The following is a 15,860-nucleotide window of genomic DNA, read 5'->3' as shown; positions in this document are numbered from 1 at the left end:
AGGTGTGTATAAGAGACAGCTCCTACAGTCGTTCGCGCAATTGTGCCCACGAACCCGCGGCACGGTCACGAGCGCTTACCACGGTGACCGGGAGCGGCCACTCGATCGACAATTCAGGGTCGTCGAACCGGACCGACAGATCCTCCGCCGGATCGTGTTCCCGGTCGATTCTGTAGCACACGTCGGCGTGCTCGGTGAGCGCCTGAAAACCGTGCAGCATTCCGGGCGGGACGTAAAGCGTGGTGAACGTCTCGTCGTCCAGCCGCACCGAAAGCCGCCGCCCGAACGTCGGCGAACCCGGCCGCGTGTCCACCAGGACGTCGAGGATCGCCCCCCGGGCACAGCGCACCAGCTTGGCCTCGCCGCGCCCGGAACGGCCGTGCATTCCGCGTATCGTGCCCCGCACCGAACGCGACTGGCTGTCCTGCACGAAAGCGTGCGGATCCAATCCCGAGTCCTTGGCGAGAACGTTGTCGAACGTCCGGGTGAACAACCCCCGCTCGTCATGGTGCGGGGTCGGAACGAATAACAAGACGCCATCAAGCGGTGCTTTCTCAACGCGCATATGAGATCCTTTCCCACGGGGAGGGAAAATGGCCACTGTAGTGATTCCCGCGCACAACGAGGAAACCGTCGTGGGGGCGGGCGTCAAAACCTTGCTGGACGGCGCGGAGCCGGGTGAGTTCGAGGTCATCGTGGTCGCCAACGCCTGCTCCGACCGTACCGCCGAGGTGGCCAGGAAGGCCGGCGCGCGGGTGGTCGAGACGGCGGAGCCGGGCAAGGCCAACGCGCTGCGGCTGGGCGACGCCGCCTGCCGATCGTTCCCGAGGGTCTACCTCGACGCGGACGTGCGCCTTTCCGCCGCGTCCGCGCGGGCGCTCGTCGCGGCGGCGCGCAGGCCCGGCGTGCTCGCCTGCGCGCCGGTGCCCGACCTGGACATGGCCGGGGTGGGCTGGCTGTCGCGCCGGCTGCACAAGGTCCAGGAGCGGCTGGTGGAGCCGACCAGGGGCCTGGCCGGCACCGGCGTCTACGTGCTGAGCGAGGAGGGCCACGCCAGGGTGTTCCCGATGCCCGACGTGATCTCCGACGACGGCTACGTCCACGCCAGCTTCGCGCCCCACGAGCGGGTGGTGGTGTCCGAGGCGCGGTCGCTGGTGCGTCCGTCCCGCACGCTGAGCGCCAACCTGAACCGGCGGGTCCGGGTGCGGATGGGCAACCGGCAGCTCGAAGAGCTGGGCCGCCCGGTCAGCGAGCGCAGGCTGTCGCTCGGCGACCTGTGGGGCCTGCTGCGCGCTCGCCGGGTGAGCCCGCTGGACGCCGGGTGCTTCCTGGCCGTGCTCGTCATGGACAAGGCGCTGACCAGGTTGCGCGCCCAGCGCGGCGGCCAGGTGAGCTGGGGGACCGACGCCACCACGCGCTAGCGTCCCGGCCCGCCCGGTGCGGTCACGCACGGGGCTCCAGCAGGTAGACCCGCGTCGACCCGAACACCTCCGGCTTGCCGCGCCCGCGTGCCACCGTGCGCACCGGGCGGAACCTCCCGGTGGCCAGCAGGCGGGTCTCTTCCACGGGGTTGAAGTAGATCAGCCGCACCTGGCGCGGCCGGCGGTCCACCGACTCGATGAGGTTGTCGATCACCCTGCTGAACACCTCGCCGCCGAACGGGTTGTTCATGAACACCGTGTTCACGTCGTCGGGGATCGCGTAGTCCAGCGCGTCGGAGGTGACCAGCCGGACATCGCCGCAGCGCAGCCGGACCCGGGTGCTCTTGAGGTTCGCACGGGCGATCTCGTTCAGGTGCCGGGACAACTCGACGCCGATCACCGTCTTGAACCGGTACCCGGCCGCCGCCTCCAGGACCATGCGGCCCATCCCCGAGCCCAGGTCGAGGAAGACGTCGTCGGGGCCCACCTCGCGCCTGGCCAGCGTGCGGCGCAGCGTCATCCAGTTGGCGGGCGAGTAGTAGGCGCGGTCGCGGTGGGCGAGCCCGAGTTCTTCCAGGTGGACGAACTCGGAGGTGTGCACGCCGTACCGCCACTCGAACAGCAGCTTGGCGGCGGTCCGGCGGAGCCAGGACCACGAACGGCGGGCCGCCAGCAGCCCGACCGATTCCGTGCCCGCGCACTCCGCGGCCATGTCGACGACGGCGACGGCTTCCAGCAGGACCGTCATGCCCTCCCCTTCCTTGTCCTCCGGCCGCGCGGGCCGGAAGGTCACTCGGACCGGGTCTGCCCGGCCCCGCCAATGGCGGCCTGGTAGGCCGAGATCAGCGCCTCCCGCGACCGCTCCCACGACAGCGGGCCGGCGACCCGCTCCCGGCCGATCGCGCCCATCCTGGCCCGCTCGTCCGGATCGTCCAGCAGCCTCGCGACCAGCTTGGCGAACTCCAGCTCGTCGTTGCCGGGCGCGTACAGCGCCGCCTCGCCCGCCGACACCCTGGCCTCGCGCAGCTCGAAGGAGACCATCGGCCGGGCCATCGCCATGTACTCCATGACCTTGTTCATGGTGGAGACGTCGTTGAGCGGGTTGAACGGGTCGGGCGACAGGCACACGTCGGCGGTGGACAGGTAGCGCAGCAGGTCCTCGTCGGGGATGCGCCCGGTGAACTCCACCTGCTCGGCCAGCCCCAGCCGCCGGGCCAGCGCCACCATGTCGTCGAAGGTGTCGCCCGCGCCGACGAAGACCGCGTGCCAGTCGTCCCTGCCCACCTCGTCGCGCAGCCTGGCCAGCGCCCGCAGCGCGTAGTCCACGCCGTCCTGCGGTCCCATCACGCCCAGGTAGCACAGCAGGTACGGCTTGCCCTTTCGCAGGTCGGGCTCCTGCGGCACCTGCCTGAAACGCTCCACAGCGGGCGCGCTGCGCACCACGAAGACCTGCTCGGGCCGCTTGCCGCCGCGGGTCAGGGCGACCTGGCGGTAGCTCTCGTTGGTGGCGATCACGACGTCGGCGGCCCGGTACGTCCGGCGTTCCAGGAAGCACACCACGCGGTAGAGGAGGTCCTTGCCGCGGTCGAAGCGGGACAGGTACAGCTCGGGCACCAGGTCGTGCTGGTCGAAGACGAACTTCGCGCCGCGCCGCCGCAGCCCTCCGGCCAGCAGGAAGAACAGGTCGGGCGGGTTGCAGGCGTGTACGACGTCCACGCGGCCGACGCGGCGGGCGAGCCTGCGGGTGTGCCACAGCGCCGCCCCGTACTCCCGCAGGTAGCCCAGCGGGCCGCCGGTCGCGGCGCGCAGCGGGTAGCGGTGGATCCGCACCCCGTCGATCTCGGCCTCCGGCTCGGTGTCCCGCTTGGTGCCCTGCGGGCAGATGACGTGGACCTCCCAGCCCGCGTCGCGCAGCGCCAGGCTCTCCTGCCAGACGCGCCGGTCGAAGGGCACCGAGAGGTTCTCGACCAGAATGAGGACCTTGCCGAGCGAGGACGCCTTACCAGCCAAGTCCCACATACCCAGGTCGGGCCCGGCGCACGGCGGCGTCGGGGAGGCGTACGAGATCGATGATCACCTGGTCCGGGCCGGCCTTGTCCAGGGCGGTCAGCACGTCGGCGTCCGCGCAGCCGGCCACGCAGATCTCCGCGTGGTCCAGGACGTCGGTGGCGGAGCTGGTCAGCAGCTCGCCCAGGTGGGGGAGCCGGGCTTCGATGTAGGCGCGGTTGGCGCCCATCAGCCGGGACAGGGAGACGTTGGCGTCGTAGATCCGCAGGTCGTAGCCCTTGCCGAGGAGGCGTTCGGCCAGCTCGACCAGCGGGCTTTCGCGCAGGTCGTCGGTGCCGGGCTTGAAGGAGAGGCCGAACAGGCCGATCCTGCGCCTGCCGTAGGAGGCGATCAGCTCGAACGCGCGGCGCAGGTGCTCCTCGTTGGAGGGCAGCACGTTGGACAGCATCGGTACCGAGACATCGGCCCGGCGGGCCGCGTAGACCAGGCCGCGCAGGTCCTTGGGCAGGCACGAGCCGCCGAAGGCGAAGCCGGGGCGCAGGTAGGCCGGGCTGATGTTGAGCTTGCGGTCGGCCAGGAAGACGTCCATGACCTGGTGGGAGTCCAGGCCGAGGGCGCGGCAGACGGCGCCGATCTCGTTGGCGAACCCGATCTTCACCGCGTGGAACGTGTTGTCCACGTACTTCGTCATCTCCGCGACGGCGACCGGCACCCGGAACACCTCACCGGGTAACCCCTCGTACAGCGCGGCGACGGTGTCGCCGCTCTCCTCGTCCAGCTCGCCGATCACGGTCTTGGGCGGCTCGTAGAAGTCGCGGACGCTCGTGCCCTCCCGCAGGAACTCGGGGTTCACCGCCACGCCGAAGTCGATGCCGGGGGTGAGCTGCGACGCCTTGGACAGGATCGGCACCAGCAGTTCCTCGCAGGTGCCCGGCAGCATGGTGCTGCGGAACACCACCGTGTGCCGCGGCTCGCCCGGTGCCCGCGCGGCCAGCGTCCGGCCGATCTGCTCGGCCACCCGCTCCAGGTAGAGCGTGGACAGGCTCCCGTTGGGCGCGGACGGCGTGCCCACGCAGATGAGCGAGACGTCCGACGCCGCGATGGCCTCGGTCACGTCGGTGGTCGCCCGCAGCGCTCCGGAACGTACCACCTCGGCGGTCAGCTCACCGATCCGCTCCTCGACCACGGGGGCCCTGCCGCTCGCGATGAGGGCGACCTTGTCCGGGTTGGCGTCGATGCCGATGACCTGGTGACCGCGCGCCGCCAGGCACGCGGCGGACACCGACCCCACATAGCCCAGTCCGAAAACGCTGATCCGCACGCTGAACCCAGCCCCTCCATTGCTCGCGGACTCCGCCGCGGAGCGGGAGGTGAAATATCCGGTGTTCCCCCGACTCCACCGCATATATCGCCGCAGCGTGACGGGTCGTTACGCCGGGAATGGAAAGGGTTTGCCGGGGCCGCGACGGCCGCCGCATCCCGGGATGCGGGCCTAGCATTGTAAGCCCTGATAGTAGGATTCAGCACGGTATCCGGTCTCGCGGGCGATCGGCTCCCCATTCGTGCTGGACGTTCATCGCTTGAGGGTCTGATGGCAGAGGGTAGTATCGGATCACCGCAGGTTACAGGCACCGCGCCCGCAGGGCAGGCGCCGGTCAGGCTCCCGTCATTGACCGGATTGCGGTGGTTTGCGGCATTTGCTGTCTTCGGTTTTCACGTACACCACAGCGGGCTTTCCGACGATCGAGTGATCGACCGCTTCCTCTCTGTGTTATTCGGGGCGGGCGCGTCGGGCGTGCCGTTTTTCTTTATTCTGTCGGGGATGGTGCTGACCTGGTCGGCCCGCGAGGGAACGCCGGCGGTCACCTTCTGGCGGCGGCGCGCCGCCCGCGTCCTGCCCAACCACATGGTCACCTGGGCCGGCACGCTCGCGCTGCTCCTGCTGGCGCGCGAGCAGATCTCCACCGGCCCCGCGGTGGCCGGCCTGTTCCTGACGCAGGCGTGGATTCCCGACATCGACTACTTCTTCGCGGTCAACACCCCCGCCTGGTCGCTTTCCTGCGAAATCGCCTTCTACGCGGCGTTTCCGCTGCTGCTGCCTCTGGTCAAACGCATCGCGGCGGGCCGGCTGTGGACGGTCGCCGCCCTGTTGCTGGCCGGGGTGTGGCTGATGCCGCTGGTCACCCTGGTGCTGCCGGTGGACATCGGCTACTGGCTGGTGTGGATCTTCCCGGTTCCCCGGGCGATGGAGTTCGCGCTCGGCATGGTCCTGGCGCGGATGGTGCGCGAGGGTCGCTGGCGCGGTCCGGGGCTGCTGCCGTCCGTCGCGCTGGTGCTGGTCGCGTACGTCGCGGTGCCCTACGCTCCCGAGGCGTGGAAGTGGGTGGCGTGGATGACCGGCCCGTACGCGGTGCTGATCGCCGCCGCGGCGGTGTCCGACGTGCGGGGGAGCCGGTCCGTGCTGCGGGGCCGGGCGCTGGTCTGGCTCGGCGAGGTGTCCTTCGCCTTCTACCTGGTGCACCAGGGCGTCATCCGGCTGGTCGTGTGGGCCGTGGGACACGACCAGCCGCCGTCGCTGGAGGTGGCGAGCATGCTGGCGATGCTGGCGCTCACCCTGCTCGGATCGTGGGCCCTCTACCGGCTGGTCGAGCGCCCGCTCGAACGACGGCTGGGCCGCCCCCGCCTCACCGGCTGATGGAGCGCAGCGAGCGTACCGCCCGGCGCAGCGCCGGGGCGAGCGGCGAGCGCTTCACCGCCGCCTGTACCGCGAGGCCCGCCCGCCGTGCCAGCCGGCCGGTCGCGCCCTTGGTCACCATGCCCTGGCTCACCGTGTACTCGCCGGTCTTGGCCCGCCGCTTGTAGTCGTCGTCGCCGCGCCCGAGGTCGATGCGGGTCAGCCCCAGCTCAGGAGCGGCGGCCAGTACCTCGCGCAGCAGGATCCAGCCCGGCGACAGGGTGCCGAAGGCCGGGTCGTACACCGGGAACCACCAGTGCAGCACGCCGCCCGAGCGCATCCCGAAGTGCGCGGCCAGCAGGCGCGGCCCGGCGTGGACCGTGGACAGCATCCCGGAGAAGCCCGGCCCGCTGGTGTGCAGCAGCCGGGTGATCAGCTCGCGGCGGCCCGGCATCGCGAAGTAGTCGCGCACCCCGGTCGCGGCGTACTGCTCGCGCTTGCGGTCGATCACCCGCGCCAGGGACTCCTCGTCCACCGCCTGCGCCTCGAAGCGGACCGGCCCGAGTTCGCGCCCGGCCTTGTTGGTGCCCCGCCGCGCCTCGGCCATCTTGTCCTTGCCGCTGCGCGAGGCCCTGCCCAGATAGCCTTCGAGGCCGCCGGTCGTGTCGACGTACGGCGACACCATCCGCGACTCCACCCACGGCTCGAACTCCTCCAGCCCGGCGAGGCCGTCCCGCAGGTGGTCGAAGGCGTACTGCCGCACGCCGCCCGCCAGCAGCCCGGCGACCGGGAACGCGAAGCCCGGCTCGGCGATCGGCCCCTGGAAGTCGGCGCCCGGCCAGCCCACCGGCCGGATCAGGGAACGTTCCCGGTGGTAGGGCAGCAGCCCGCGGACCCGCCCGGCCGCGTCGCGGCCGACCGCCACCAGCACCTCGTTGCCGGTGGCATGGACGGCGGCGGCGAACTCCGGATGGAAGCAGGGACTGTCGAGCCGGGGGTCGGCGTCCCGGATCGCGTGCCAGGCGTCCAGTTCCTCGGCTCCCAGGGCGTCGTAGCGGACCGTTCGCAGGGTGGTCAGGGTCGTGCTCCCGTCTGGGGCCATGGCTAGGGCATGCGGACGCGTGAGGGCCGCAGCAGCGCCGCGACGCAGGCCCGGGAGGTACGCCGGCCCGCCACGGCCCGCAGCGACTCCCCGAGGATCACCGCCAGGTAGTAGGGCACCGCGGGCAGCGCCCCGCGCCGTTTGCGGAACAGCCGCACCTTGTTGACCACCAGCAGCGCGGCCAGCGCCGGGCTGGTCCCGGAGTCGCCGCCGATGTGCTCGACCATCGCCGACGGCTCGTACCAGAGCGTCCAGCCCTTGTCGGCGGCGCGCAGGGCGTACTCGGTCTCCTCGCTGTAGAGGAAGAACGACTCGTCCCACGGGCCGACCTCGCGCAGCGCCCGCACCGAGATCATCATCGCCGCGCCGGTCGCCCACGGCCACACCGCGCCCTGCGGCCCGTCGTAGTCGCGCGGATCGGTGGACATCTCGCCGAGCGTGCCGATCCGGCCCGCCCGGCCGCCGCCGATCAGCCCGGTGACCAGCGCCCTGAAGATCGCCGGGGTGCGGTGCAGCGAGTGTTGCAGCGAGCCGTCCGGGTTGACCAGCTTGGGGGCGGTGATCCCGCGCCCGGCCGGGCCGAGGGCCTGCGCCAGGGTGGTCACCGTGCCGGGGCGCACCCGGCAGTCCGGGTTGAGCACCATCACGGCGTCGAGCGCGCCGAGGTCGAGCGCCGCCACGCCGGCGTTGATCGCCGCGGCGTACCCGGCGTTCCTGCCGACCTGCACGACGCGGACCGGCAGGCCCTCGCCGGCCGCCCGCTCGGCGATGGCGACCGAGTCGTCGGCGGAGGCGTTGTCGGCGACCACCACGCTGGTGAGCCGCGCGCCATGGGCGCCGGCCGGCAGCGACGCCAGGCAGTCGCCGATGACGGCGGCGCTGTTGTAGGTCACGATGACCACGGCGATCCGCAGGCCCTCATGATCCGCTGCCACGTGCTCGGACATGGCCTCCTCCCTCAGCCTCGTAACCGTTTGAAGGCGCGCGCCGCGCTCCCGCGCGCGCGGCCGTACACCGATGGGGTGCCGTTGAGCACCCGGTCGAGCCAGTCCTGGTCCAGGTCGGGGCCGATGCTGGTGCGGGTCTGGAGCCATGTGCCGGGCCTGGCCCGCCCGCCGTCGCTGGTGTAGGCGCGGGTGATCTTCGCATCGCGCATCCTGCGCAGCACGTGACGGTCATAGGAACCGAACGGGACGGCCACCCGCGACACCGGGTGCCCGACCAGGTCGGCCAGCACATGCCCGGCCTCGATCATCTCCCGCTCGACGTCCTCGGGGCTCAGGAGCCGCCAGTCGCGGTGCGACCAGCCGTGCGACCCGATCCGCATGCCCGCCGCGGCCAGCTCGCGCACGCCGCCCGCGTCCACCCTGCCGGGCTCGCCGAGCAGGCCCGCGCACACGAAGAACTCCGCGGTCAGCCCGCGTTCGAGCAGCCTGGGCAGGGCGATCTCGACGTCGGAGGCGTTGCCGTCATCGAAGGTGATCCGCACGTCGCCGCGGCCGACGGCCGCGTCGAGCATGCGCTCGAACTGCTCCACCTCGACCCAGACCTGATCCTCCCCGGGATCCAGCTCGCGTACGACGGGACCGATTCCGTGCACCGTGATGTTGACGATCGAACCCGCCATTTCCCCACCCTCGCATCCCCGGCTCACCGTCATATCGGGCTGTGCGGCGTCCGGCGTTACACGTCATCGGGGGGCAGGCCATCCGAGCTGGAACGGTCCGCGTACCACGCCACGGTGGCCCGCAGCCCCTCCGCCAGCGGCGTGACCGGACGCCAGCCGAGCACTTCGGCGGCGGCGGCGACGTCGGCGATCTGGGGGTTGTCCAGCGGGCGGTCCGGCAGCGCGCCGAACCTCGGCCGGCCCGCCCCGCCGACGATCCGCGTGATCCGCTCGACGGTCTCCCTGATCGACACCCGCCGGCCGGAGCCGATGTCGAAGACCTGCCCGGCGGCCTTCTCCGCGGACGCCGCCGCGACGAACGCGTCCGCCACGTCGTCCACATAGACCCAGTCGATCATCCGGGTGCCGCTGGACAGCTCCGGGTCGCGCCCTTGCAACAGCGCCCTGGTCACGTACGGCACCAGCCGCCGCGGCTCGTCCCTGCCCGGCCCGTAGACCATGGCCACCCGGAGCACGGTCACCGGGACGTCCCACAGCCCGTGGAACATCCGTGCGTAACCGGTGGCGGCCCACTTGGCCGCCGCGTACGGCGAGCACGGCACCGCGTCGCCCTCCCGGGCCTCCTCGACCGACCCCGCGAGCACCACCCTGGTCCCCGTCCCGGCCCCGGCGACCGCGGACATCAGGTTGACCGCGGCGCCCAGGTTGGCGTGCAGGGTGGGCAGCACCGCGTTGTGGTCTCTGGTGCCGGTGACCTCGCTGGCCAGGTGGAAGAGCACATCCGGGCGCGCGGCCCTGATCAGGTTGCCCGCGGCCTCCGGATCGGTGAGGTCGGCGGTGTGCCAGACCTCTCCCGCCGCCTGCGCCTGCGGTCTGCGGCTGACAGCGTGTACCTCGGCGTCCAGTGCGGCCAGCCTGGCGATCAGCCGGTCACCGATGAAGCCGGTGGCGCCGGTGACGAGCGCCCGCTTGCCGTACCAGTCCCATGGTCCCTCGGCGGGGGCCATCTGGATCCTCCTCACGGTCGGCATCGGCGAACGCACTCACATTAGTCGGGTAGTTGGGGCGGTGGAACAGGAATCGGCTTGAATTCGGGTGTATCGATTCGTTTATCCAGGTCAGCGCCGGTGTAGTGACCTCATCCGGACGGCCTGCGCCGGTTTCTCCGGGGGTTCGGGCGAGATCATCGAAATTCCACGTCCGAAAATAGATAATGCGTGGAATTCTTTCTCAGATATGAAGTCTTTTCAGGTCGCCAGTTGGCGACTCAGGTCACCAGATGGCGTGGAAATGGTGGACCGGTCCGCGGCCGTGCCCGACCGCGAGCGTGTCGGCCGCGCGCAGCGCGCCGGTCAGATAGTCCTTCGCCGCGCGGACCGTGTCCGGCCACCCCTCGTGGCGCGGACGCAGTGCGGCGATCGCCGACGACAGCGTGCAGCCGGTGCCGTGCGTGTTGCGTGTCGGCACCCGCGGCGCGGTCAGCTCGATCTCCTCCTCGCCGGTCAGCAGGAGGTCCACGCACTCCTCGCCGTCCAGGTGGCCGCCCTTGAGCAGCACCCGCCGCACGCCCAGCCCGAGCAGCCGCCGGGCCTGGTCGCGCATCTCGTCGAGGGTCTTGGCCTCCGGCTCGCCGAGCAGGTCGGCGGCCTCGGGCAGGTTGGGGGTGATCAGGTCGGCCAGCGGCAGCAGCTCCTCGCGCAGCGAGGTCACCGCCTCGGCGGCGAGCAGCCGGTCGCCGCTCTTGGCGACCATCACCGGGTCGAGCACGACGTACGGCGGACGGTAGATCCGCAGCGCCGAGGCGACCGCCCGGGTCACCCGGGCGTCGCTCAGCATGCCGATCTTCACGGCGTCCGCCGGAACGTCGGTCAGCAGCGTGTCGAGCTGCTGGGTGACGAACTCGGCGGGCACCTCATGGATGGCGCGCACGCCGGTGGTGGTCTGCGCGACGAGCGCGGTCACCACCGTCATGCCGTACGCGCCGAGCGCGGAGAACGTCTTCAGGTCGGCCTGGATGCCCGCACCGCCGCTCGGGTCGGTGCCGGCGATGGACAGCACCTTCGGAATGCCGGTCACGGGAATCCTCTCTCGCCGGCCGACCTGGCTTCGCCGGCCGATCCGTTTTGGCTAGCCGATCCGCCAGGTGTCTCCGCCGTGCAGCAGCTTGTGCAGGTCGCCTCGCCCGCCGGCCTGCGCCTGCTCAAGCTGCTCGCTCATGAGCTGGTCGTAGGAGGGCCGCTCCACGCTGCGGAAGACCCCGATCGGGACGTGCTCGAAGGCCGGCTCGTCCAGCCTGGACAGCGCGAACGCCACCGACGGGTCGGGGTGGTGGGCGTCGTGGACCAGGATCTCCGACTCCGGCACCGAGGCGCGGTCCACGACCTCCAGCCCGCCGCCGGGGGTCCGGCGTACCGCCTTGGACGCGCTCACGATCGGCTGCCCGTGCTCCAGGCGCAGCGTGATGTCGTCGCGCAGCTCAGGGTCCTTGAGCTGCTCGAAGGCGTTGTCGTTGTAGATGTTGCAGTTTTGGTAGATCTCCACCAGTGAGGTGCCGCGGTGGGTCGCCGCCTCGCGCAGCACCGACTGCAGGTGCTTGCGGTCGGAGTCGATGGTCCGCGCCACGAACGACGCCTCCGCGCCGACGGCCAGGGAGATCGGGTTGAACGGCTTGTCCAGCGACCCCATCGGCGTGGACTTGGTGATCTTGCCGACCTCCGAGGTCGGGCTGTACTGGCCCTTGGTCAGACCGTAGATCCTGTTGTTGAACAGCAGGATGTTGAGGTTGATGTTGCGGCGCAGCGCGTGGATCAGGTGGTTGCCGCCGATCGACAGCGCGTCACCGTCACCGGTGATCACCCACACGCTGAGGTCGGGCCGCGAGGCGGCCAGGCCCGTGGCGATCGCGGGCGCGCGGCCGTGGATCGAGTGGAACCCGTAGGTGTTCATGTAGTAGGGGAAGCGGGAGGAGCACCCGATGCCCGAGACGAACACCATGTTCTCCCGCCGCAGCCCCAGCTCCGGCACGAAGCTCTGCACCGCGGCCAGGATGGCGTAGTCACCGCAGCCGGGGCACCAGCGGACCTCCTGGTCGGACTTGTAGTCCTTCATGGTCTGCTTGGCGTCGGTCCGGGGCACCAGCGCCAGCCCGCGGCCGTTGAGGGTGGTCTCACTCACTGTCGATCACGTCCTGGATCACTCCCGCCAGCTCCTCCGCCTTGAACGGCAGGCCGCGCACTCGGTTGTAGCTGATGACATCGACCAGGAACCGGCCGCGCAGCAGCAGCGCGAGCTGGCCGAGGTTGATCTCCGGCAGGAGCACCTTGTCGTAGGACTTGAGGACCTCGCCGGTGTTCTTGGGCAGCGGATTGAGGTGCCGCAGATGCGCCTGGGCGACCTTGCCGCCCGCCCGCCGTACCCTGCGGGCCGCGGCGGCGATCGGGCCGTACGTCGAGCCCCAGCCCAGCACCAGCACGCGGGCGTCGCCGTCGGGGTCGTCGACTTCGAGGTCGGGCACGTCGATGCCGTCGATCTTCGACTGACGCAGCCGGACCATCGTGTCGTGGTTGCCGGGGTCGTAGGAGATGTTGCCCGTGACGTCGGCCTTCTCGATGCCGCCGATGCGGTGCTCCAGGCCCGCGGTGCCGGGCACCGCCCACGGCCTGGCCAGGGTCTGCGGGTCGCGCTTGAAGGGGTGGAAGGTCTCGCCGTCGTCGCCGTTGGGCGCGGCGGCGAAGCCGGGGGTGATGACCGGCAGCGCGGAGACCTCGGGGATCCGCCACGGCTCGGAGCCGTTGGCCAGGTAGCCGTCGGACAGCAGGATCACCGGCGTGCGGTAGGTCACCGCGATCCTGGTCGCCTCGATGGCCGCGTGGAAGCAGTCGCTCGGGGTGGCGGCGGCCACGATCGGCACCGGCGACTCGCCGTTCCTGCCGAACATCGCCATCAGCAGGTCGGCCTGCTCGGTCTTGGTCGGCATGCCGGTGCTCGGGCCGGCGCGCTGCACGTCGACCAGGATGAGCGGCAGCTCCGTGGTGACCGCGAGGCCGACCGTCTCGCCCTTCAGCACCACGCCCGGGCCGCTGGTCGTGGTGACGCCGAGCGCCCCGCCGAACGCCGCGCCGAGCGCGGCGCCCACGCCGGCGATCTCGTCTTCGGCCTGGAAGGTGCGCACCCCGAAGTTCTTGTGCCTGGACAGCTCGTGCAGGATGTCGGAGGCCGGCGTGATCGGGTAGGACCCGAGGAAGAGCGGCAGCCCCGACTGCACCGAGCCGGCGACCAGCCCGTAGGCGAGAGCCTGGTTGCCGGAGATGTTGCGGTAGACGCCCGGTTCGAGCTTGGCCGGCTTGACCTCGTAGGAGACCGAGAACGACTCGGTGGTCTCGCCGTAGTTCCAGCCCGCCTGGAAGGCCGCGATGTTGGCCTTGGCGATGACCGGCTTCTTGGCGAACTTGGTCTCCAAGAACTGGATGGTCGCCTCGGTGGGCCGGTGGTACAGCCAGGACAGCAGGCCGAGGGCGAACATGTTCTTGGCCCGCTCGGCGTCCTTCTTGGACATGTCGAAGCCGTCGAGCGCGCCGACCGTCAGGGACGTGAGCGGTACGGCGTGCACCCGCCACTCGGCCAGCGAGTCGTCGTCCAGCGGGCTCGCCGCGTAGCCGACCTTGGCCAAATTGCGCTTGGTGAACTCGTCGGTGTTGACGATGATGTCGGCGCCCTTGGGCAGATCGCCCAGGTTGGCCTTGAGCGCCGCCGGGTTCATCGCGACGAGGACGTTGGGGGCGTCGCCCGGGGTGAGGATGTCGTGGTCGGCGAAGTGAAGTTGGAAGCTGGAGACTCCGGGCAGCGTGCCTGCGGGGGCGCGGATCTCGGCCGGGAAGTTGGGCAGCGTGGACAGGTCGTTGCCGAACTCCGCGGTCTCTGCGGTGAAACGGTCGCCCGTCAACTGCATGCCGTCGCCCGAGTCACCGGCGAACCGGATGATCACGCGGTCGAGTTGCTGAACCTGCTTGGTCACAGCTCAGTCCTCCTCGACGCGCAGGGGCGCCGCTGGTTGTGGCATGTTCTTCGGTTCCATGCTAGATCCCTTGGGATGGCGCGTATCTCGTTCGCGTACCACTCTCGGAGAGTGTGACGTACGTCGCAGATTCTCCGGGCCCGCTGACCCGGGGCTAGCGGGCGGAACTTGCGTGCTCCGGGCGCGTGGCGGGGGCGAACCCCGGGGGCGTCCCGCTCGGGCGTGGCGCATGACGGAACAGGGCCGTCGGTGCGTTTTGTGCGGATCGTGGCGGGTTTTGGATCGCCGGAGCTGTCACGACCGCGGAAAGTAGCCGCGACACAGCCCCGACGCGAGCCGGCACAGGTCCACGTGCAGGCGAGCGAAAAGGACGGTTCGGGTCACGAGCCCTAACTATATGACCCCCGTGGCGATGGGCGGCGACGGGACCGGTGCCTTGCCGTACGCCATCAGCCGCCCACACCCCGTTATGCTCCCGTAATTCCCCCGTTATGCCGACCGGTGCCCCCCTGAGTGGGAAGTTGTGACCTCTGGCATTTCTGGATGGTGCTCGTGGTGCTGTTCACCGAGCGGCGCTTCGCCGGGCACGCGCGTCCTGCCGGAAGAGGCTCGCCTCCTGCGGCCGGCCGCTCACACCGGGCTCGGCGCCTGGTGACACGGTCCTGCCCGCATAGTAAGTCCGTCCCGGCTCCATCGCATCCAGCCCGTCCAATTCCGGCACGGTGACGAAGTTGTATCCACGCTTTCCGAGTTCGGTGAGAATGCCGGGCAGGGCGTCCAGCGTCGGCCGGTAGACGTCGTGCATGAGGATGATCGCCCCCGGTGCGGCCCCGGCGACCGCGCGGCGCTCGATCGCCCGGCTGTCCCGGTCGAGCAGGTCGCGGGTGTCCACGTTCCACTTCACCACGCTCAGCCCCATCTTCTCGGCCACCCTGCTCACCTCCGGCCCCATCGACCCGTACGGCGGGCGCATCAGCGTCGGCACCTGGCCGACCACCGACGCCACCGCGCTCTGGGTACGGCTGAGCTGCTCCGAGAGCGTCGGGGTGCCCAGCGAGCTGAGGTTGCGGTGAGACCAGGAGTGGTTCGCGACGAGATGACCGTCGTCCCGCATCCGCCGCAGATCCTCCGGCTGGGCCGCGGCGTTGGCGCCCAGCGTGAAGAAGGTGGCCCTGGCCCCGTGCCGGGCCAGCACGGCCAGCACGTCGGCGGTGTAGCGGCCGGGGCCGTCGTTGAAGGTCAGCGCGACGCACTTGACGCGGGTGCAGTCCACCGTCCCCTGCTCGTTGCTGAACGCCTTGGGCGGCGCCTCCGCGAACGCCCGTATGGGCGGCCCGTCCCAGGCCCGCCTGGGCGCCTCCTCGGTCGCCAGCCGGGCGTGCCTGCCCGCCGCGGACAGCAGCGGGTCCGCCTCCTCGCGCGGTACCGCGACGGCCACCCGGCCCAGCGAGACGGGGCCGACCTGGCCGTCGTCGAACTCCACCACCAGGTCGCCGTGCCGGTTGAAGGCGATCGAGTCGAACATCGCCTCTGTCGGGGTGATGGCCTGCACGTTCACCCGGGGGGAGCGTGGGGCGAGCCGCTGCTTGACCATCCCGGCGAGGGTGGACAGCGCCTCGCGGTCGCGGAGCAGCCTGGCCGAGCCGAGCGAGTCCTTGCCGGCGTGGTGGTACCACAGGGTGTGGGTGGAGTTGCGCCAGCTCAGCCCGCCGTACTCCCCGGACCGCAGCCGCACGCCGACCATGTCGGAGGACAGGGCGGTGATCTGCCACTCCACATTGAACTCCCGCGTCGGACCGGTCTCGCCGCGCTTGCCGGTGAACGCGCGGACCTGCCGGGCCACCTCCTCGCGGAGCCGGTCCGTCAGGGCGGGGGCCCCGGGCAGGCTCGGGTAGGTGACGTGGATCCGGCTGCCGGTGGTGCCGGCGATCGTGCGGGTGTCGATGCCGTCCACGCGGGCGGGGTCGACGAACTCCATCATCGTGGGGTCCGAGGGCAGCGGGGCCTCTGCGGGG

General features: G+C 70.9%; 15 protein-coding genes. 2 read left to right on the top strand and 13 right to left on the bottom strand.

Annotated features, from left to right (window positions below; translation table 11 throughout):
- Positions 1-22 precede the first annotated feature (22 nt).
- The gene (locus tag C1I98_RS20015; protein ID WP_111168960.1) at positions 23-565 is read right to left on the bottom strand and encodes a dTDP-4-dehydrorhamnose 3,5-epimerase family protein; all 543 of its coding nucleotides are present in this window, start codon (positions 563-565) and stop codon (positions 23-25) included.
- Positions 566-593: 28 nt separating this feature from the next.
- Here C1I98_RS20015 and C1I98_RS20010 point away from each other — a divergent pair, with 28 nt between their 5' ends.
- Positions 594-1,421, top strand: a complete 828-nt coding sequence (locus C1I98_RS20010; RefSeq protein ID WP_111168959.1) for a glycosyltransferase family 2 protein — start codon at positions 594-596, stop codon at positions 1,419-1,421.
- 22 nt (positions 1,422-1,443) lie between these two features.
- On the opposite strand, the gene C1I98_RS20005 is transcribed toward C1I98_RS20010, so the two are convergent.
- From C1I98_RS20005 to C1I98_RS19995, 3 genes are read right to left on the bottom strand one after another with little or no spacing between them, the layout of a single operon-like run.
- Positions 1,444-2,169, bottom strand: a complete 726-nt coding sequence (locus tag C1I98_RS20005) for a methyltransferase domain-containing protein (protein WP_111168961.1) — start codon at positions 2,167-2,169, stop codon at positions 1,444-1,446.
- 41 nt (positions 2,170-2,210) lie between these two features.
- Positions 2,211-3,440 (bottom strand): glycosyltransferase family 4 protein, encoded by a 1,230-nt coding sequence (locus C1I98_RS20000; RefSeq protein ID WP_111168958.1) that lies wholly within the window; start codon positions 3,438-3,440, stop codon positions 2,211-2,213.
- The gene (locus C1I98_RS19995) at positions 3,421-4,749 is read right to left on the bottom strand and encodes a nucleotide sugar dehydrogenase (RefSeq protein WP_111168957.1); all 1,329 of its coding nucleotides are present in this window, start codon (positions 4,747-4,749) and stop codon (positions 3,421-3,423) included. The genes C1I98_RS20000 and C1I98_RS19995 overlap by 20 nt, the downstream gene beginning before the upstream one ends.
- Positions 4,750-5,019: 270 nt before the next feature.
- Between C1I98_RS19995 and C1I98_RS19990 the strand changes: the two genes are divergently transcribed.
- The gene (locus tag C1I98_RS19990; RefSeq protein ID WP_111168956.1) at positions 5,020-6,123 is read left to right on the top strand and encodes an acyltransferase family protein; all 1,104 of its coding nucleotides are present in this window, start codon (positions 5,020-5,022) and stop codon (positions 6,121-6,123) included.
- On the opposite strand, the gene C1I98_RS19985 is transcribed toward C1I98_RS19990, so the two are convergent.
- The 9 genes from C1I98_RS19985 to C1I98_RS19950 all read right to left on the bottom strand — a co-directional run.
- Positions 6,113-7,204: a GNAT family N-acetyltransferase gene (locus C1I98_RS19985; protein ID WP_111168955.1), complete on the bottom strand. Its 1,092-nt coding sequence runs from the start codon at positions 7,202-7,204 to the stop codon at positions 6,113-6,115. The two genes, C1I98_RS19990 and C1I98_RS19985, sit on opposite strands and share 11 nt — an antisense overlap.
- Before the next feature lie 2 nt (positions 7,205-7,206).
- Positions 7,207-8,151 carry a glycosyltransferase family 2 protein gene (locus tag C1I98_RS19980; protein ID WP_111168954.1) on the bottom strand — a complete coding sequence of 315 codons (945 nt, stop codon included), beginning with the start codon at positions 8,149-8,151 and terminating at the stop codon, positions 7,207-7,209.
- 11 nt (positions 8,152-8,162) lie between these two features.
- Positions 8,163-8,831: a polysaccharide deacetylase family protein gene (locus C1I98_RS19975; protein ID WP_111168953.1), complete on the bottom strand. Its 669-nt coding sequence runs from the start codon at positions 8,829-8,831 to the stop codon at positions 8,163-8,165.
- 56 nt (positions 8,832-8,887) lie between these two features.
- Positions 8,888-9,838, bottom strand: coding sequence for an NAD-dependent epimerase/dehydratase family protein (locus C1I98_RS19970; protein WP_158558111.1), 951 nt, complete (start codon positions 9,836-9,838; stop codon positions 8,888-8,890).
- Between the two features lie 265 nt (positions 9,839-10,103).
- Positions 10,104-10,907, bottom strand: a complete 804-nt coding sequence (gene thiD / locus C1I98_RS19965; protein WP_111168951.1) for a bifunctional hydroxymethylpyrimidine kinase/phosphomethylpyrimidine kinase — start codon at positions 10,905-10,907, stop codon at positions 10,104-10,106.
- A gap of 51 nt (positions 10,908-10,958) precedes the next feature.
- Positions 10,959-11,939: a 2-oxoacid:ferredoxin oxidoreductase subunit beta gene (locus C1I98_RS19960; RefSeq protein WP_199537063.1), complete on the bottom strand. Its 981-nt coding sequence runs from the start codon at positions 11,937-11,939 to the stop codon at positions 10,959-10,961.
- Positions 11,940-11,997: 58 nt separating this feature from the next.
- Positions 11,998-13,845 carry a 2-oxoacid:acceptor oxidoreductase subunit alpha gene (locus C1I98_RS19955; protein WP_111168949.1) on the bottom strand — a complete coding sequence of 616 codons (1,848 nt, stop codon included), beginning with the start codon at positions 13,843-13,845 and terminating at the stop codon, positions 11,998-12,000.
- Between the two features lie 294 nt (positions 13,846-14,139).
- Entirely contained in the window at positions 14,140-14,229 is a 90-nt protein-coding gene (locus C1I98_RS45700) for a putative leader peptide (RefSeq protein ID WP_368773533.1), read from the bottom strand.
- A gap of 178 nt (positions 14,230-14,407) precedes the next feature.
- Positions 14,408-15,860 (bottom strand): polysaccharide deacetylase family protein (locus tag C1I98_RS19950; protein WP_111168948.1); only part of this gene is annotated, 1,453 nt, incomplete at its 5' end.

The sequence above is a fragment of the Spongiactinospora gelatinilytica genome, assembly GCF_003236385.1.
GTDB classification, from domain to species: Bacteria; Actinomycetota; Actinomycetes; order Streptosporangiales; family Streptosporangiaceae; genus Spongiactinospora; species Spongiactinospora gelatinilytica.
The sequence above is the reverse complement of the archived record's forward strand: the minus strand, read 5'-3'. Positions and strand labels throughout refer to the sequence as shown.